The sequence below is a fragment of the Kribbella sp. NPDC026596 genome (genome assembly GCF_040638415.1).
GTDB lineage: Bacteria > Actinomycetota > Actinomycetes > Propionibacteriales > Kribbellaceae > Kribbella.
The window spans coordinates 60,837-77,533 of the sequence record NZ_JBEZYF010000040.1; the positions used below are offsets into that span (position 1 = coordinate 60,837).

The 16,697-nt window shown below is 68.6% G+C and carries 16 protein-coding genes; 8 read left to right on the plus strand and 8 right to left on the minus strand.

Annotated features, from left to right (window positions below):
• Positions 1 to 10: 10 nt before the first annotated feature.
• Genes AB0E63_RS28770 through AB0E63_RS28780 form a run of 3 tightly spaced genes read right to left on the minus strand, consistent with a single transcriptional unit; the run spans position 11 to position 2,227 of the window.
• Complete coding sequence (locus AB0E63_RS28770) at positions 11 to 748, minus strand: metallophosphoesterase family protein (RefSeq protein ID WP_360372919.1); 738 nt, start codon at positions 746 to 748, stop codon at positions 11 to 13.
• 56 nt (positions 749 to 804) lie between these two features.
• Positions 805 to 1,971, minus strand: coding sequence for a hypothetical protein (locus tag AB0E63_RS28775; protein ID WP_360372922.1), 1,167 nt, complete (start codon positions 1,969 to 1,971; stop codon positions 805 to 807).
• 16 nt (positions 1,972 to 1,987) lie between these two features.
• Positions 1,988 to 2,227, minus strand: coding sequence for a hypothetical protein (locus tag AB0E63_RS28780; RefSeq protein WP_360372925.1), 240 nt, complete (start codon positions 2,225 to 2,227; stop codon positions 1,988 to 1,990).
• A 94-nt stretch (positions 2,228 to 2,321) separates the two neighbouring features.
• On the opposite strand from AB0E63_RS28780, the gene AB0E63_RS28785 reads away from it, so the two are divergent.
• Complete coding sequence (locus tag AB0E63_RS28785) at positions 2,322 to 3,869, plus strand: serine/threonine-protein kinase (protein ID WP_360372928.1); 1,548 nt, start codon at positions 2,322 to 2,324, stop codon at positions 3,867 to 3,869.
• Here the strand turns inward: AB0E63_RS28785 and AB0E63_RS28790 are convergent.
• Positions 3,866 to 4,807, minus strand: coding sequence for a hypothetical protein (locus AB0E63_RS28790; protein ID WP_360372931.1), 942 nt, complete (start codon positions 4,805 to 4,807; stop codon positions 3,866 to 3,868). The genes AB0E63_RS28785 and AB0E63_RS28790 overlap by 4 nt on opposite strands.
• Positions 4,808 to 4,927: 120 nt before the next feature.
• On the opposite strand from AB0E63_RS28790, the gene AB0E63_RS28795 reads away from it, so the two are divergent.
• Genes AB0E63_RS28795 through AB0E63_RS28810 form a run of 4 tightly spaced genes read left to right on the plus strand, consistent with a single transcriptional unit; the run spans position 4,928 to position 9,099 of the window.
• The gene (locus AB0E63_RS28795; protein ID WP_360372934.1) at positions 4,928 to 6,262 is read left to right on the plus strand and encodes a dipeptidase; all 1,335 of its coding nucleotides are present in this window, start codon (positions 4,928 to 4,930) and stop codon (positions 6,260 to 6,262) included.
• Positions 6,263 to 6,305: 43 nt separating this feature from the next.
• A complete protein-coding gene (locus AB0E63_RS28800) occupies positions 6,306 to 7,430 on the plus strand; it encodes an NAD(P) transhydrogenase subunit alpha (protein ID WP_360372937.1) in 1,125 nt (374 codons plus the stop codon).
• Entirely contained in the window at positions 7,427 to 7,732 is a 306-nt protein-coding gene (locus AB0E63_RS28805) for an NAD(P) transhydrogenase subunit alpha (RefSeq protein WP_360372940.1), read from the plus strand. The genes AB0E63_RS28800 and AB0E63_RS28805 overlap by 4 nt, the downstream gene beginning before the upstream one ends.
• Positions 7,729 to 9,099 (plus strand): NAD(P)(+) transhydrogenase (Re/Si-specific) subunit beta, encoded by a 1,371-nt coding sequence (locus AB0E63_RS28810; RefSeq protein ID WP_360372943.1) that lies wholly within the window; start codon positions 7,729 to 7,731, stop codon positions 9,097 to 9,099. Before AB0E63_RS28805 ends, AB0E63_RS28810 begins: the two co-directional genes overlap by 4 nt.
• A 38-nt stretch (positions 9,100 to 9,137) precedes the next feature.
• On the opposite strand, the gene AB0E63_RS28815 is transcribed toward AB0E63_RS28810, so the two are convergent.
• Positions 9,138 to 9,992 (minus strand): helix-turn-helix transcriptional regulator, encoded by an 855-nt coding sequence (locus AB0E63_RS28815; protein ID WP_360372946.1) that lies wholly within the window; start codon positions 9,990 to 9,992, stop codon positions 9,138 to 9,140.
• 413 nt (positions 9,993 to 10,405) lie between these two features.
• Between AB0E63_RS28815 and purF the strand changes: the two genes are divergently transcribed.
• Positions 10,406 to 11,968 carry an amidophosphoribosyltransferase gene (gene purF, locus AB0E63_RS28820; protein WP_360372948.1) on the plus strand — a complete coding sequence of 521 codons (1,563 nt, stop codon included), beginning with the start codon at positions 10,406 to 10,408 and terminating at the stop codon, positions 11,966 to 11,968.
• A 25-nt stretch (positions 11,969 to 11,993) separates the two neighbouring features.
• Positions 11,994 to 13,067 (plus strand): phosphoribosylformylglycinamidine cyclo-ligase, encoded by a 1,074-nt coding sequence (gene purM, locus AB0E63_RS28825; protein WP_360372951.1) that lies wholly within the window; start codon positions 11,994 to 11,996, stop codon positions 13,065 to 13,067.
• A gap of 399 nt (positions 13,068 to 13,466) precedes the next feature.
• Here purM and AB0E63_RS28830 read toward each other — a convergent pair whose 3' ends face one another.
• The 3 genes from AB0E63_RS28830 to AB0E63_RS28840 all read right to left on the minus strand — a co-directional run bounded on the left by AB0E63_RS28830 (position 13,467) and on the right by AB0E63_RS28840 (position 15,578).
• A complete protein-coding gene (locus tag AB0E63_RS28830; protein ID WP_360372954.1) occupies positions 13,467 to 13,652 on the minus strand; it encodes a DUF3073 domain-containing protein in 186 nt (61 codons plus the stop codon).
• A gap of 203 nt (positions 13,653 to 13,855) precedes the next feature.
• The gene (locus AB0E63_RS28835) at positions 13,856 to 14,662 is read right to left on the minus strand and encodes an ABC transporter permease (protein ID WP_360372957.1); all 807 of its coding nucleotides are present in this window, start codon (positions 14,660 to 14,662) and stop codon (positions 13,856 to 13,858) included.
• Positions 14,663 to 14,690: 28 nt separating this feature from the next.
• Positions 14,691 to 15,578 (minus strand): ABC transporter ATP-binding protein, encoded by an 888-nt coding sequence (locus AB0E63_RS28840; RefSeq protein ID WP_360372960.1) that lies wholly within the window; start codon positions 15,576 to 15,578, stop codon positions 14,691 to 14,693.
• Positions 15,579 to 15,721: 143 nt separating this feature from the next.
• On the opposite strand from AB0E63_RS28840, the gene AB0E63_RS28845 reads away from it, so the two are divergent.
• Positions 15,722 to 16,697, plus strand: a 976-nt coding sequence (locus AB0E63_RS28845) for a histidine kinase (RefSeq protein ID WP_360372963.1), incomplete at its 3' end; no start/stop codon positions are given.

Genomic DNA, 16,697 nt, shown 5'->3' on the forward strand with positions numbered 1-16,697 from the left:
CGGTAGCCGGTCAACCCTCCGCGCGTGGCCTGAACGCTTCCAATGCCTCGGTGTCGGAGTAGTTGGTCAGCAGATATTCCGCCACCCAGTCTTCCCGGCCCGGGTACGTCGACTCGGCGACGATCCGCTCCGCAGCCTTCACCGTGTCGAGTGGTGCCCGTCGTAGTTGCACCCCATCCGGCGTCACCAGCGCCCAGCTGGGCCCAGGAGCGCCGTACGGCATCCCGACGCTCCCCGCGTTGACCACCAGCCGCCGATCCACCTGCCGGGCGAACGGCATATGCGTATGCCCACAGACGACTGTGCGGATGTTTGCAGGCACTCCGCTGAACACGGTGGCCCACCGCGAGATCGGACTGTCCACGAGGACCATCTCTTCATCATCCCGGGGAGTCGCATGGCAGAACAACGCGTCCCCGATCGTCACCGTGGTCGGCAGACCAGCCAGCAGCTCCACCTGATCCGCCCGCAACTCCCCAGCGGCCCATGGACTCACCGCATCCGGCGCCTCCCCGTCGAACTGCCCGCGAGCCATCTCCACAAGCTCCCGATCCGCGTTCCCCCGAACCCACACCACCCGTTCACCCAGACGGGTCAGCAAGTCCAACGTCTCCACCGGCTGCGGCCCACTGGCAATATCCCCCGCCAGCACAATCACCTCCGCCGCCAGCACGTCCCCCTCCGCCAGCACAGCCTCCAACGCCGGCAAAACCCCATGCACATCAGCCAACACCGCAACCGTCGCCATGCTCGCAGTCTCCCCCGAAACCCCCACAAACACAGGGGGGCTCTGCTCAGAGCAGATCAGCTGCCGATCAGGAGATTGCCTTTCTCGAGCGGTGTGGCGAGCTCGCAGGCGCCGGTGGCGATCGTGCAGCGGATGATCGAGGCAGGACTCTCCTGACCGTTGTCGGCGAGGATCAGCAGGTGCTGGTCGTCCTCGGCGACCGTCTGCCGGAAGACGCCGGACCACTCGTGGATCAGGGTCCCGGTCTTCGCGTCCAGGGCAGCTGCGATGCCGTCGCCGTACCCATCGCGGTAGAACGGGCCCGCGATCGCGGTGGCGCCGTCCCGGGTGAAGCCGTCGACCTGGTACTCGCAGGTGCGGAACAGCCTCTTGCCGCTCGCCAGCGAGACGACGCTGGTGCAGCTGTTGTAGTCGTTCAGGGTGGTCAGCGACGCGGCCGTCGTACCGTCGCCGGACACCGCGGTCGGCTTCGGAACCGTCTTGACCTCGGTCGCCTTCGAGCCACCCGGGATCCACTCGTAGAGGGTCCAGATGCTGGAGGCCTCCTCGTCGGAGGCCTGGAAGTAGACCTTGCCGTTGACGTAGCCGATCATGCTCGCGTTCCAGACGTCCGGCACGGTGAGCTTGCGGACGGTCTCTTGCTCCGCGTAGATGGTGGTCCCCGGCTTCTGCTGACCCGTGTCGGACACGAGGGTGGCGAGGTAGGCGGCCGCCGTCCCGTCCTCGGTGGTGACGACCCCACTGATGTTGGGAGTTCGCCGCAGGACGGCGCCGTCCGAGCCGATGGTCAGCATCTCGGTGGTGTTGTCCTGTGTACTCACGATCGCCAGAACCGACTGGCGCAGCCGGGCGACCGCCTGGATGTCCCCGGTCCCCGGGACCTTCACCCCCTGGCCGGCTCCACCACGGACCGTCCGACCGGTCAGGTAGGCGACCTGAGGGGCTCGGCCTTGCGAGAGCTTCGCCAGCTTGACCTCGGACTTCACCGGACCGGCCTTGGTGGGGGTCTTTACCGGCGTCTTCGACGGTGCCGGCGTCGGAGTCGCGGTCGTCGTCGGAGTGGGTGTGGTGCTGGGCGTGGGGGACGGGGAAGTGGAGAGGGGGGCGGCTTCGGCTTCGGTGGCGTTGGTGCCTTGGCGGTGGGCGAGGGCGCCGCCGGTGGCTATGGCGGCCACAGCGACGGCTCCGACGAGGGCGATCAGGCGCCCGTTCTTCTGCCGCATCAGCGGACTCCTAACGTCATGACCCGAGCAGAAGCGGTTCGGGGGACAGGGGTGTGGCCAGCTCGCACTGGTTGGTGCTGACCGTGCAGCGGACCACGGCCGCACGGGATTGGGGATCTTGTTTGTCGTTCCACAGCAGGAGGACACCGGTCTGGCTGCGCGGTTCCCGGGCAGCCGCCAGCAGGCCGCCGCCCGCGACCGCACCGACCGCAACCGCGGCCACCGCAGCCACCAGCGGCCGGTTCTTCGCTGCCACCCGTACCGTCTCCATCACCGTTTGAGACGCTCAAAGATGTCCGTTTGTTCTCTCCGACGAGCGAGTCGCAGGAAGGATCGAGCATAATTGCGCCATGGACCAGCCACCGCGGATCGGCCGGTACTCCCTGGTCCGCCGGGTGGGTGCCGGTGGTTTCGCGACCGTCTGGCTGGCCCGGGACGAGCAACTGGACGCCGAAGTCGCCATCAAGATCCTGTCCGACAACTGGATCGAGGACGACGACATCCGGCGCCGGTTCCTGGCCGAGGGTCGGTTCCTGCGCAAGGTCGACTCGCTGTACGTCGTCGGGGTCCACGACATCGGGGAGTCCGACGACGGCCGTCCGTTCATGGTGCTCACGTACGCCGACGGCGGCACGCTCGCGGACCGGATCAAGGCCGGGCCGCTGGAGTTCGCCGAGGCGGTCCGCATCATCACCCAGGTCGGCAGGGGCCTCAAGCACCTGCACGCCCGCGGCGTCCTGCACCGGGACGTGAAACCGGCCAACGTGCTGTTCCACAGCGATCCGGCCGGCGACCGGGCGATGCTGTCCGACCTAGGTCTGGGCAAGTCGCTGGCCGAGGTCTCGCGGATCACGTTGCCTAGTGGCACTCCGGCGTACGTCGCTCCTGAACAGGTGCTCGGTGAGCGGCTGGACCATCGTGCGGACCTCTACTCGCTCGGAGCGGTCGCGTACGCCGCTTTCACCGGGCAGGCACCACATGGCGTGGTCAGCCTGGGTGCGGTGATGCAGATCGAGAAGCCACCGCCGTCGATGACCACACTGCGCGAGGACGTCCCCGACGCCATCGATGTCGTCGTACGCCGTGCTCTCGAGCCGAACCGGGACAAGCGCTGGCCGGACCTGGACAGCTTCCTCAACGCACTGCGCGAGGCCCACACCACCGGGAAGATCCCGCCTGGGCTGGTGCCGGCCGCTGAGATGCCCACTCCGACCACTGTGACCGGCACCGTCGACCAGGCCACCGCCCTGTCCAGCGCAGATCAGCAGACGGGTTCTGCCACGCCGGCCAGCGTGACCCAGCCAACTGGCGCGACCCCGACCAGCGTGACCCAGCCGACTGGCGCAACCCAGCCGACTGGCGCAAGCCAGTCGTCCGTTGCCACCCCACCAGTCGGCGCAACCCCGTCGAAGCGGTCCACTCGCTCACGGTGGATCGCTGTCCTCGCCGCTGTCCTGTTGGCGGCCGGCGGTGGCTATGGCGGTTACCAGTACGTCCTCAGCCGTCCGGTGAAGGTGGTGAACGGGCCGCTGTCGGTGGAGGTGCCGCATGTCTGGTCGCAGAAGGCGGTCGACCCGGACAAGTCCCTGGTGGTCAGCACGAACACGTCGACGTGGCGGACCAACCCGAACACCGAGGGTGTCTTCGTCGGGCTGACCCCCGCGTCAGAGCTGCCGTCGAGCGCCACCGCGCCCGAGGGATGCACAGCGGGACCGGCGGACCCCGGCCAGATCGGCGACCAGCAGATCGTCACCTTCCGGCACAGCTGCGGCGACCACCCCTCGGTGGTGGAGCAGTACCGGCAGGTAAGCCCCACCACGCTGCTGCGGATCCAGGTGCGCGACGACAACAACACGGGGCGCGAGAAGGTGCTGAACTCGGTGTCCTACACGCCCTAAGGGACCAGCGACGTCAGCGACGAGATGGTTGCCTTGTGCATGCGGGGAATGACGTTGAGGGTGGCCGGGTCCGAGGCGTAGAGGTGTGAGCCGGACTCGTAGACCAAGTACGCCGTTCCGTTGTACTCCGTGATGCCCTCGGTCATACTCGGCGCCCGGAAGCAGCTCAGCGCCGCCGCATCCAGGTCCTTCTGGCCGCGCTTCACCACATAGATGTTGCTGCGGTTCCCACGCCCGTACGACGTGCTGTAGATGAAGTGGTTCGCGGTCACTGTCAGGCCCTGCGTCTTGGTCGGCACTTCCCACGCACCGGCGAGCGTGGTCAGCGTGCCGTCGTCGGCGATCTTGTACTCGTACATGGTCCCGCGGCCGGTCTCGTTGAACGTCCCCGAGAACAGCGAGTCCCCGTAGCTGCCGATGAACGAGGACCCGGCCACGTCCCGCGCGGTCCCGATCTGCGCGAGGTACGGCGTACCCGCTGCCTTCAACGCGTCGCGCAGTTCGGTCAGGCGGTACTTCCGGATGCTGCTGCCGGCGCCGGCCACGAACGCCCAGCCTTTGCTCACAGTGATCCCGCCGACATGCGACTCCGCGATCGCGACCACGCCGACGGTGGAGCCGGTGGACGGGTCGATGCCGTAGATCTGCGAGTCGGCGCCCTCGCGGTAGGAGGCGACCAGGAGCAGGTTCTTGCCGGAGCCGTCCCAGTTGTACCAAGTGCCCGCGCCTTGCGGGGTGTGCGTGCTGAGGTTCGGGATGCTCACGCTGTTACTGAACCGGGCGTCGTACTTCTTCGACGCGGACGGCCCGTCGTAGAAGGTCGAGCCTCCGGTGGTCGCGGTGTCGCACGTGATCGCGGCGCTCGCGGGGAGTGCGGCGGTGAGCGCCGCGGCCGAGGTTATGAGAGCGGTGACGATGGCGAAGGGGCGTTTGACCATGATCAGATCCTCTGGAGGTTGGGCGGAAACCTACGAGAATTCCAGAGTAAATCGTCAATGAGTAACGCGCGAGGGTTTCCCGAGCGTCAGTTCCGCGAACGGACGCCGTACGGTAGGCGCATGACCGATCTGTCCGCGGCGATCGACCGCGTTCTGCCCAGCGTCCGTGCCGACCTCGAGGACCTCATCCGAATCCCGTCGGTCAGCTACGAACCGGCCCGCGCGGCCGACGTCCAGCGTTCCGCCGAGGCGACCGCGGCGCTGTTCGAGGCCGAGGGCTTCACGGTGAAGATCGTCCGGGCCGGCGAGGGTGCGCCCGCGGTCATCGCCAAGAAGGCCGCGCCGGCCGGGAAGCCCACGGTCCTGCTGTACGCGCACCACGACGTCCAGCCGACCGGACCGGTCGAGCAGTGGACGTCCGACCCGTTCGAGCCGACCGAGCGCGGTGACCGGCTGTACGGCCGGGGCGCGGCCGACGACAAGGCCGGCATCGCGGCACACCTGGCCGCCGTACGGGCCTTCGGCAACGATCTGCCGGTCGGCGTGACCGTCTTCGTCGAGGGCGAGGAGGAGATCGGCTCGCCGACCCTGCTGCAACTGCTCGACGAGTACTCCGACGACCTCGCCGCCGACGCGATCGTGATTGCCGACTCCGGCAACTGGGACATCGGCCGGCCGGCGCTGACGGTGTCGCTGCGCGGCCTGGTCGAGGCGTACGTCGAGGTCCGCACCCTGGATCACGCGGTCCACTCCGGTCTGTTCGGCGGCCCGATCCCGGACGCGCTGACGACGTTGTGCCGGCTGCTGGCCACCCTGCACGACGACAAGGGTGACGTTGCGGTGGACGGGCTGCACGCGTCCCGGGCGGCGGATGTCGAGTACCCGGAGGACCGGCTGCGGTCCGAGTCGAGCGTGCTGGACTCCGTCCGGCTGACCGGCTCGGGTTCGCTGGTCGACCGGCTGTGGACCCGGCCGGCGATCGCCGTACTGGGGATCGACGCACCGTCGGTGGCCGAGGCCAGCAACACGCTCGTACCGATGGCGCGGGCCAAGGTGAGCCTGCGGGTCGCGCCGGGCGACGACGCGATCAAGGCGAGCATCGCGCTGAAGGAGCACCTCGAGAACCACGCGCCGTGGGGTGCGCAGGTCACCGTCACCGAGGGGCAGACCGGCCAGCCGTGCAGCGTGAACGCGCGGGGCGCCGGGTACGAAGCGGCTCGGGCGGCGTTCAAGACCGCATGGGGTGTCGAGCCGATCGACATGGGCATGGGCGGGTCGATCCCGTTCATCGCGGAGTTCCAGCAGACCTTCCCGCAGGCCTCGATCCTGGTCACCGGCGTCGAGGATCCGGACACCCGGGCGCACGGGATCGACGAGGGTCTGCACCTGGCCGAGTTCACCAAGGTGTGCCTCGCGGAGGCGCTTCTCCTTCAGAACCTGGCCAACCAGGAATGATCGGGCTTTTCGGCGACCCAGTGTTTGGCATAGGTTTCGGCGAGTGAAGATCGCAGTCGTACGGGAGACCAGACCGGCCGAGCGCCGGGTTGCGCTGGTGCCGGAACAAGTCGCGAAACTCATCGAGCTCGGCTACGAGGTGGCGGTCGAGCCGGCCGCCGGCGAGCGGGCCCTGTTCTCCGATGAGCAGTACCGCGACGCAGGGGCCGACGTCGCCTGGGGTGCCGACCACGCGGCCACGATCGTGGCATCGGTGCAGCCGCTCGAGCGGGAGCGCCTGCAGCGGTTGCACGCCGGTACGGCGCTGATGTCGTTCCTGCCGACGAATCCGCCCGATATGGTCCGGACCGCAACGCGGGCCAAGCTGACCGCGTTCGCGATGGAGCTCGTCCCGCGGATCTCCCGGGCACAGTCGATGGACGCGCTGTCCTCCCAGGCCCTGGTCGCGGGATACCGGGCCGCGATCGTCGCGGCCGAACGGCTCCCGCGATTCTTCCCGCTGAACATGACCGCCGCCGGCACCGTCCCGCCGGCCCAGGTCCTCGTCCTCGGCGCCGGCGTCGCCGGTCTACAGGCGATCGCGACCTGCAAGCGCCTCGGTGCCGTCGTCAAGGCGTACGACGTTCGTACGGCGGCGGCCGAGGAGATCGCGTCGATGGGCGCCGTCCCGATCGAGCTCGAGCTCGGCACCCTGGACGGGCCGGGCGGCTACGCCCGCGAGATGACGGCCGAGCGTGCCCAGCTCCAGCGCGAACTGCTCACGCCGTACGTCGCCGCAGCGGACGCCCTGATCACGACAGCCGCCGTACCGGGCCGGACCGCGCCGCAGCTGGTCTCGCGGTCCATGGTCGAGCAGATGAAGCCAGGGTCGGTCGTGGTTGACCTGGCCTCCGAGCAGGGCGGCAATGTCGAGGGATCCGTGGCCGGCACCGAGCTGACCATCGGCGACGCGCTGGTCTGGGGTGGCGCGAACGTACCGAGCCAGATGGCCGGACCGGCCAGCCGGCTCTACGGTCAGAACATCACCAACCTGATCCGGCTGATGACCCGCAACGCCGCCTTCGACCCCGACTTCAACGACGAGATCGTCCGCGGCTGCTGCGTCACCCACGACGGCAGCGTCCTGCACGAGCCGACCCGCGAGCTTCTGGAAGGACCGATGGCATGACCGAGTCCATCGCGCTGCTGACGATCTTCGTGCTGGCCGCGTTCGTCGGGGTCGAGGTGATCAGCAAGGTCTCCTCGACGCTGCACACCCCGCTGATGTCCGGGGCGAACGCGATCCACGGCGTCATCCTGGTCGGCGCCATCATCGTCACCGGGCAGGCGGAATCCGCCCTGGTGGTCGTGGTCGGGCTGCTGGCCGTCGTACTGGCGACGGTCAACATGGTCGGCGGGTTCGTGGTCACCGACCGGATGCTGGAGATGTTCAAAGGTCCGGGGGCTCGCAAGAAGGAGCTGCACAAGTGATCCCCACCTGGGCCCAGATCGGCTATCTGGTTGCCGCGGTCTGTTTCATCGTCGCGCTGAAGGCGCTGTCGTCGCCGCGGAGCGCCCGGGCCGGCAACCTGCTCGGTGCCGCCGGTGCGGTACTCGCGGTGATCATCACGTTCGCCGCGTACAAGCCGGACCACCTGGCGCCGATCCTGATCGCCCTCGCGGTCGGCACGGTCGGCGGTGTGGTCGGGTCGCGGCGGGTGCAGATGACGCACATGCCGCAACTCGTTGCCTTGTTCAACGGTGTCGGCGGTGGCGCGGCCGCGCTGGTCGCGCTGATCGAGCTCGGCGAGGTGCGCGACGGCCAGACGGTCGCCGCGATCGCGACCGCGTTCACCGTGCTGGTCGGTGCGATCAGCTTCTCGGGTTCGGTGGTGACGTTCGCCAAGCTGCAGGAGCTGATGACCACGCGGCCGGTGACGTTCCCCGGGCTGCCGGTGCTCTTCATCGCGTCGCTGCTCGGCGGGATCGCGCTGGCGGGCTGGCTCGTCTCCGATCCGCGCGTGTGGGTCGGCGTACTGCTCTGCCTGCTCGGTCTGGCGATCGGCGTGATGCTGGTACTGCCGGTGGGCGGGGCCGACGTACCGATCGTCATCTCGCTGCTGAACGCGTTCACCGGCCTGACGGTGGCGGCCGGCGGCTATGTGCTCGGCAACAGCCTGCTGCTGATCGCGGGCACGCTGGTCGGCGCGGCCGGTACGTTGCTGACCAAGCTCATGGCGGACGCGATGGGCCGGTCCGTCTTCAACATCCTCTTCGGCGCCGTACGCGGCGGGTCCACCCTCGGCGGCGGTACGGCGTCCGAGCGGCCGGTCATCTCCGGTGGCGCGGAGGACGTGGCGATCCTGCTCGGATACGCGAACAAGGTCATCATCGTGCCGGGCTACGGTCTGGCCGTCGCCCAGGCGCAGCACACCCTGCGCGACCTGGTCGAGGAGCTCCAGGCCCGCGGCGTGAAGGTCGACTACGCGATCCACCCGGTCGCGGGCCGGATGCCCGGCCACATGAACGTCCTGCTCGCCGAGGCCCAGGTCCCCTACGACCAGCTCCGCGAGATGGACGACATCAACGGCGACTTCAAGTCGACGGATGTGGTCCTGGTCGTCGGCGCCAACGACGTGGTCAACCCCGCCGCCCGCAACACCCCGTCCGCCCCCATCTACGGCATGCCCATCCTGAACGCCGACGAGGCGCAGCGAGTCGTCTTCCTCAAACGCTCCATGCGCCCCGGCTTCGCCGGCATCGAGAACGAACTCCTCTACGACCCCCGAACCACCCTCCTCTTCGGCGACGCCCGAGACTCCCTGACCAAACTCCTAGCCGCCCTCAAGAACGTCTGACCCAGCCGTGGCTGGGTCACCGTCTCAGATAGTGCGAGTCACACCCAACCGCGCTTGGCCGCGGCGACTCCCAGTTCAAATCGACTGGCGGCGTCAAGGCGCTCGGAGAGGTTGGCGGTAATCCGCCGAGCAGTACGCAACGAGATGCCCAGGAGCCGCGCAACCTGTTCGTCCTTGGCCCCACCAGCGAGGAGACGCAGTACCTCTGCCTCATGCGGGGTGAGTGGGGTGTCGTCGGCGCGGTCGTCCGGGTCGAACAGTTCCGTCGCGCGGGCCCAGTAGGAGTCGAAGAGGGAAAGGGCTACCGCGACGACAGCAGGTGAGCGGTGGATGACCGCGCCTGCCGTTGGGTTCTCGGGGTCCATCGGCATGATCGCGATCTCCTGATCGAAGATCAGGAGCCGCATCGGGAGGGTCGGAGTCGCGCGCACCTCACCACCCAGCCTGTGCATGGCGGAGGCGTACTCCAGAGCCTGCTTGGACGCGGTCATGCTTTGCAGGTAGATCGTCCGCATCCTCAGGCCGCGCTCGAGCAGCGGGAGGTCGGGGGAGCGCTCCATCGGTTGGATCGTGTCGTCGATGTGCGTGGGCACCAGTCCCCAGAACGTCTCTCGGGCCTTCAGCCCAAGCTCCTCGATCCGGCGTGAGGCGTTCGCCCTGCCCTTGAGTATCTCGACGTCACCACTACTACGGGCGGTCAGCAGTTCGTTGTACTGCTCGGCGACGACGTCAGCCGAGGCCTCGGCCTCCTTGAGTTCGCCGAGCATCTTGGTCAGCTCGGTGCGCCGACGCTCGGCCAGACTGGTCAGGCCGACCCGGGGGTGGACCGCGTGCTCGGCCTCGGGGTTCGTCCAGGTCGGGACCAGCAGTTCGAGCTTTCGCAGCCTCGCCATCAGCTCATGAACTTCCGTCACTGAACGGTTGGCTAGCGCGGCAATCTGCTCCGGCGTACTGTCTGGGTGGCTGAGCAGGGCGTGATAGACCGCAAAGGTGGCTTCATCCACTCCTAGCGGCTCGAGCACGATCCTTCTCCCCAGAACTTGTCGGAACCGACCATATACAGAGTGCGTCGACAATGAGCACTCAATTGTGGTTCCGGATTATTTCTGAGAGGACAACTTGTGATCAAGAAGTTGCTGACTGTAGTCGGCCTCGCCCTGCTTCTTGCCTCGTCGGCCGGCCAGCCCGCGTCGGCCACGGACAGTGCAGGAGCTGAGCCCAGCTGCACCGTGCACATGAACTGCTGGTGACGTTGCCAACTACCTGCCGGTCTCTAGGGGCTCGGTCCGTCCCGTAGACTGCGGGCGTGGCTCGTGGCGATGGTCGGCTGACTCATGAGATTGATCCGCAGGACCTGGGACCGCAGGATGCTTGTGGGGTGTTCGGGGTCTGGGCTCCTGGCGAAGAGGTTGCCAAGCTCACCTATTTCGGGCTCTACGCCCTGCAGCACCGCGGGCAGGAGTCGGCGGGGATCGCGGTCAGTAACGGTAGCCAGATTCTGGTCTACAAGGACATGGGCCTGGTCAGTCAGGCGTTCGACGAGGCGACGCTGGCGTCGCTGCGAGGGCATATCGCGATCGGCCACTGCCGGTACTCGACGACCGGGTCCAGCGTGTGGGCCAACGCGCAGCCGACGTTCCGGTCCACCGCGACCGGTTCGATCGCGCTCGGTCACAACGGGAACCTGACCAACACCGGTGAGCTGGCCGCCAGCCTGAACGGCGAGGGTGACCTCGATCTCGGCCTGGACGTCGAGGTCGAGCACGCGAAGGCGAACGCCAAGCACAGCGCCTCGTCCGACACCGACATCCTCACCTCGATGCTCGCCGGGTACCCGGACCTCACCATCGAGGAAGCGGCCGCGAAGGTGCTGCCGAAGGTCAAGGGCGCCTTCAGCCTGATCTTCATGGACGAGAACACCCTGTACGCCGCTCGCGACCCACAGGGCATCCGCCCGTTGGTGCTGGGCCGGCTGGAGCGCGGCTGGGTGATTGCCAGCGAGACCGCCGCCCTCGACATCGTCGGCGCGAGCTTCATCCGCGAGGTCGAGCCGGGTGAGATCGTCGCGATCGACGCCGAAGGGCTCCGCTCGACCAAGTTCGCCGAGCCGGACCCGAAGGGCTGCCTGTTCGAGTTCGTCTACCTGGCCCGTCCGGACACCCAGATCTCCGGCCAGCGGATCCACTCCACGCGCGTGGAGATCGGCCGCCGACTGGCCCGCGAGCACCCGGCGGACGCCGACCTGGTGATCGCCACCCCGGAGTCCGGCGTACCAGGCGCGATCGGGTACGCCGAGGAGTCCGGCATCCCGTACGGCGCCGGCCTGGTCAAGAACGCATACGTCGGCCGCACGTTCATCCAGCCGAGTCAGACCATCCGCCAGCTCGGGATCCGGCTCAAGCTGAACCCGCTGCGCGAGGTGATCGAGGGCAAGCGGCTGGTCGTGGTCGACGACACGATCGTCCGCGGTAACACCCAGCGCGCGGTCATCCGGATGCTCCGTGAGGCCGGCGCGAAGGAGATCCACGTCCGGATCACGGCCCCGCCGGTGAAGTGGCCGTGCTTCTACGGCATCGACTTCGCCAGCCGCGCCGAGCTGATCGCGAACGGCCTGAACACCGAGGAGATCTGCCGCTCGCTCGGCGCGGACTCGCTCGGCTACGTCAGCCTGGATGTCCTGGTCGAGGCCACCACGGTGCCGAAGGACCGGCTCTGCCGCGCATGCTTCGACGGGGTCTACCCGGTGGCGCTGCCGGACCCGGAACACCTCGGCAAGCACCTGCTCGAGCTGCCCGTGGCCACCGACGTCGACGGGCTGGCCACGGTCTCCGGCGGTGGCGGTGCCGCCGACGCGCTCAGCCGCCCGTAGTACGCCGTACCGAGGAGAGAAGATCGTGAGTCAAGGCGCGAGCTATGCCGCCGCCGGAGTCGACATCGAGGCCGGTGACCGGGCCGTCGAGCTGATGAAGGAGTGGGTGGCCAAGGCGACCCGCCCGGAGGTGGTCGGCGGCCTCGGCGGGTTCGCCGGGCTGTTCGACGCGACCGCGCTGACGTCGTACCGGCGGCCGCTGCTGGCGACCTCGACGGACGGGATCGGGACCAAGGTCGCGATCGCGCAGAAGCTGGACAAGCACGACACGATCGGGTTCGACCTGGTCGGGATGGTCGTCGACGACCTGGTCGTGTGCGGCGCCGAGCCGCTGTTCATGACCGACTACATCTGCACCGGCAAGGTGGTCCCGGAGACGATCGCGCAGATCGTGAAGGGCATCGCCGAGGCGTGCGTGGAGGCCGGTACGGCGCTCGTCGGCGGAGAGACCGCGGAACACCCGGGCCTGCTGGAGGCTGACGAGTACGACGTGGCCGGCGCGGCGACCGGTGTCGTCGAGGCCGACGAGGTGCTCGGTGCGGAGCGGGTGCGCGCGGGGGACGTCGTGGTCGCGATGGGGTCGTCGGGGCTGCACTCGAACGGGTACTCGCTGGTGCGGCACGTGTTCTTCGAGCGTGCCAAGTGGACGCTGGACCGGGAGGTGCCGGAGCTCGGCACCACGCTGGGTGAGGTGCTGCTGACGCCGACCCGGGTCTACGCGAAGCACTGCCTGGAGCTGATCCAGGAGCTGAACGGCGGGGACGAGCGGCCGCTGCACGCGATGTCGCACATCACCGGGGGTGGGTTCGCGGCGAACCTGGCGCGGGTGATTCCGGATGAGTCGTCGGTCCGGATCGACCGGGGGACGTGGGCGCCGGCGCCGGTGTTCGGGCTGGTCGGGCTGCTGGGGGATGTGGCGCTGCCGGAGTTGGAGAAGACGCTGAACATGGGGGCGGGGATGGTCGCCGTACTGGATCCGTCGGCGGCGGATGCGGCGATTGCGGCACTCGGGGCGCGCGATATTCCGGCGTGGGTTTGTGGTGAGGTCAGCGCTGAGCCTGGTGGCAGTGTCGTGCTCGAAGGTTCGTACGCCAAGTAGCTCGCTGCCGCAGCCGTCGCTTGGTTCTGCGGGTAGCTCCCAGCCGGCGCTTTGCAGGTCGGCTGGGATGGTGACCGTCGGCGGCCAAGCAAAGCCCCGGCTGGGAGCGGTTGCCCCTGAGGCCGGCGCCAGGCTGTCCGCAAGCAGTTGCCCCTGAGGCCGGCGCCAGGCTGTCCGCGAGCAGCTGTCGCTGAGGTGGGCGGCAGCAGTCTGTGCCGGACGCAGCCTGAGGCAGGCGCCAGGTGCAGCTGTTGCTGAGTTGGTGCGCTGCCGGCTACGCCCTGGAAGTGGGTAGGGGACAGCGCATCGGTGGTGCCGGTGTGGTGGAGCTCGTCGGGCGCACGGTGAACTGCTCAGGCACCCCGAGAGGTGCTGAGCAGTCAGCCGGGCTGGTGTTGCTTACCGACGGGGGTGGTAGTCGTCGGCGTCGTCTCCGTCGCCGTCGTTGTCGCCGTTCGCAGAACCGTTCCCACCCTGCTCACCGGACAGCTCACGCTTGAGCTGGTCCAAATCGGTGTCCCAGGTGCGGTACTTCAGGTCGCGAGCGACCTTCGTCTGCTTGGCCTTTGCACGGCCGCGCCCCATAGCGTCGACCCCCTCGCACAAGTCAACCGGGTACGCAGCGTGGCGCCCACGGATCAGTCGTCAGTAATCGTGGTTCAAGGATACCCGGAGCGAGGGATCGACACACGCACCGCCCCCTGGCTGGGACGAGGAGAGGTCCGATCACACGGCCGGCGGGGCGGTCCGGTCCCCTCAAACCGGCCCACCCGCCGCGTCCAGTCCTTCTATTTAACCTCGCGACGTGAGCTAGCCCACAGTCCGACGATGGTCGGAAGGACGATCCAGACTCCGATCGCGGTCAGCGTCTCGGGCAGCATCCCGTGCAGGTCGCGCTCCGCGATCCGGCCGAAGGCGCCGAACACGTCCAGCCAGTTCGCGTTGTCCTTGAACAGTGCCGGCCCGGCCAGCGACCAGGCGGTCGGGGCGATGAAGTAGACCAGGATCGCGACCGCGGTCTGGGCGATGACCGCACCGAAGGCGGCACCCATCACCACGTTCAGCGCGACGGTCAGGTAGGCCCCGGCGAGCTGCCCGCCCAGTCCGGCGTACGACGTCGTGTGGTCGGTGACCGCTCCGGCGAGCGCCGTCCCGGCGAGAGCGATGAGGACGACCGCGGTCATCACCACGACGCTCAGCACGACCGCGGACACGAACTTGGCCAGCTGGACCCGCACCCGGCGGGGCGACAGCGTGAACGTGGTCAATGCGGTCCGCTGAGTCCACTCCGAAGTCATCGCCATCACGCCGATCACCGGCAGCAGCAGCATGACGCTGGTCGACGCGGCGCCCAGGAAGCCGTCGATGCCGGCCGGTCCCTGCGGCAGGTGGGTCAGCTGCCAGCCGACCGCGATCGCAGCCAATAGCAGGATCGCGGCGATCAGGACCCGGCCGCTGCGAGTGTTCACGGCCTTGCGGAGTTCGATGGTGACGAGTTTCAGGAAGGACTGCCCGCGGGCGGGCGGCAACGCGGTCGCCACCTCGGCCCGGTGCATGGCCGGGGCGGTCGGCGCGATCTCAGTGACGGTGGTCATAGTGATGAGCTCCAGAAGGTAGTGGTGATCAGGCCGCTGCGGCGGTCGGAGTGGTGAGCTGGAAGAACAGGTCCTCCAGGCCGGCGCCGTCGCTCTGGCGCAGTTCGATCAGGATCTGGCCGGCGGCCGCGGCGGCGCGCCCGACCTGCTCGGCGGTGGCGTCGACCCGCAGCGAGCCGTCGTGCAGCGGCTCGAGCTGCAGGCCGGCGGCGGTCAGGGCCTGGTTGAGTCCGATCGGGTCGAGACCGCGGACGAGCGTCCCGCTTCCGGCCAGCAGTTCCTCCAGCGAGCCGTTGGCGACGATCCGCCCGCCGCCGATGACGACCAGCCGGTCGACGGTTGCTTGCACCTCGCCCAGCAGGTGGCTGGAGAGGATCACCGTGCCGCCACGGGACGCGAAGTCCTGCAGCAGGCCGCGCATCCACCGGATGCCCTCGGGGTCCATCCCGTTGGCCGGCTCGTCCAGGATCAGTACGGCCGGGTCGCCGAGCAGCGCGCTCGCGATACCGAGCCGCTGCCGCATGCCGAGCGAGTACTGACCGACGCGGCGCTTCGCGGCCGGGGTGAGCCCGACGGCCTCGAGCATCTCGTCGACGCGGCCCTTCGGGACACCGAGCAGGCTGGCGTTCAGCAGCAGCGTCTCGCGGCCGGTACGGCCCGGGTGCTGCGCGGCGGCGTCCAGCATGACCCCGACGACCCGGCCGGGGTTCAGCAGGTCGGCGTACCGCTTGCCGGTGATGGTCGCGGTGCCGGAGGTCGGCGGGGTGAGCCCGGTCAGCATCCGCAGCGTGGTCGACTTGCCGGCGCCGTTCGGGCCGAGGAAGCCGGTGATGCTGCCGGGCTCGACAGTGAACGACACATCCTGGACAGCCGTGGTGCTGCCGTAGCGCTTGGTCAGGTTCTCGACGGTGATCATGGCAACGAGTCAACCGTCACCGGCCCCGGTCGCACATCGGACAACCGGCTGCACCAACCCCCTACGAAAGTCGTCCGGAAAGACCCTGGATCCCACCCATGTGGGGGACGAGACGTTATTCGGCGGGCAACTACGCTGACAGAATGCGACGGTTGCGCCGGTGGTACGCCTGGTGGGTCAGGCATGCCCCGCGCCTGCGCGACATCCTGTACGTCGGCTTCAGCCTGCTCACCATCGTCGCCCAGGCCGCCTCCGGCCGGGCCGGCTGGGAGGTCAAGGACTGGTACGTCCTGGGCGTCGGCGTGGTCGCGTCGGTCGCGCTGCTCTGGCGCCGGCGGTTCCCGGCCACCGTCACCGCGATCACCGTCGTGGCCATGCTGACGTCGGGCGTCTTAGTGCCGATGGGTCTCGCCCTGCTGACGTTGGCCATCCGCCGCCGGGACCTCGTCCTCGCGATCCTCGGACTGACCGCGTACGCCGCCTATGTCCTCAACACTTGGGGTGGGAACGGCCAGTTCTGGGTGCCTGTCTTCACCGGCCCATTCCTGGTCGGGACGTGGATAGCCATCGGCGCCTACATCGGCGCCCGCCGGGACTTGATGGTGTCGCTGCGGGACCGCGCCGAGCGGGCCGAGGCGGAACGTGAGCTGAGGAGTGAGCAGGCCCGGTTGGGCGAGCGTGCCCGGATCGCTCAGGAGATGCACGACGTACTCGCGCACAAGGTCTCGCTGATCGCCTTGCACGCCGGCGGACTCGAGGTGAACCCGGCCGTCGGCCCCGACAAGGTGGAGGGCTCGGCCCGGCTGATCCGGGAGACCGCACGGCAGGCGATGGAGGATCTGCGCGAGGTTCTCGGCGTACTGCGTTCTGACGTCAGTGTGGACGGGGCTGACCTGACGCCCGTGCCGCAAGCATCGGATCTGGAGCGGTTGGTCGCGGCCTCCCGGGACGCGGGAGTGAGCGTGGCGGGCGAGTTCACGCTGCCGGACGACGTACCGGTCTCGCTTGGACGGACCGTCTACCGCCTGCATCTCTGCTTGAGTGCAGTAGGGTTTGAGGGTGTCGGCGAGTCAACGCCCGGTCGGCGGGGTGGATTACCCGCGGACCTACCAAGAGTTC

What these genes read in the sequence shown, in the direction of transcription:
- AB0E63_RS28770 (WP_360372919.1), bottom strand. Translation starts at nt 748, where the DNA reads ATGGCGACGGTTGCGGTGTTGGCTGATGTGCATGGGGTTTTGCCGGCG.
- AB0E63_RS28775 (WP_360372922.1), bottom strand. Translation starts at nt 1,971, where the DNA reads ATGCGGCAGAAGAACGGGCGCCTGATCGCCCTCGTCGGAGCCGTCGCT.
- AB0E63_RS28785 (WP_360372928.1), top strand. Translation starts at nt 2,322, where the DNA reads ATGGACCAGCCACCGCGGATCGGCCGGTACTCCCTGGTCCGCCGGGTG.
- AB0E63_RS28790 (WP_360372931.1), bottom strand. Translation starts at nt 4,807, where the DNA reads ATGGTCAAACGCCCCTTCGCCATCGTCACCGCTCTCATAACCTCGGCC.
- AB0E63_RS28795 (WP_360372934.1), top strand. Translation starts at nt 4,928, where the DNA reads ATGACCGATCTGTCCGCGGCGATCGACCGCGTTCTGCCCAGCGTCCGT.
- AB0E63_RS28805 (WP_360372940.1), top strand. Translation starts at nt 7,427, where the DNA reads ATGACCGAGTCCATCGCGCTGCTGACGATCTTCGTGCTGGCCGCGTTC.
- AB0E63_RS28815 (WP_360372946.1), bottom strand. Translation starts at nt 9,992, where the DNA reads ATGGCGAGGCTGCGAAAGCTCGAACTGCTGGTCCCGACCTGGACGAAC.
- AB0E63_RS28830 (WP_360372954.1), bottom strand. Translation starts at nt 13,652, where the DNA reads ATGGGGCGCGGCCGTGCAAAGGCCAAGCAGACGAAGGTCGCTCGCGAC.
- AB0E63_RS28835 (WP_360372957.1), bottom strand. Translation starts at nt 14,662, where the DNA reads ATGACCACCGTCACTGAGATCGCGCCGACCGCCCCGGCCATGCACCGG.
- AB0E63_RS28840 (WP_360372960.1), bottom strand. Translation starts at nt 15,578, where the DNA reads ATGATCACCGTCGAGAACCTGACCAAGCGCTACGGCAGCACCACGGCT.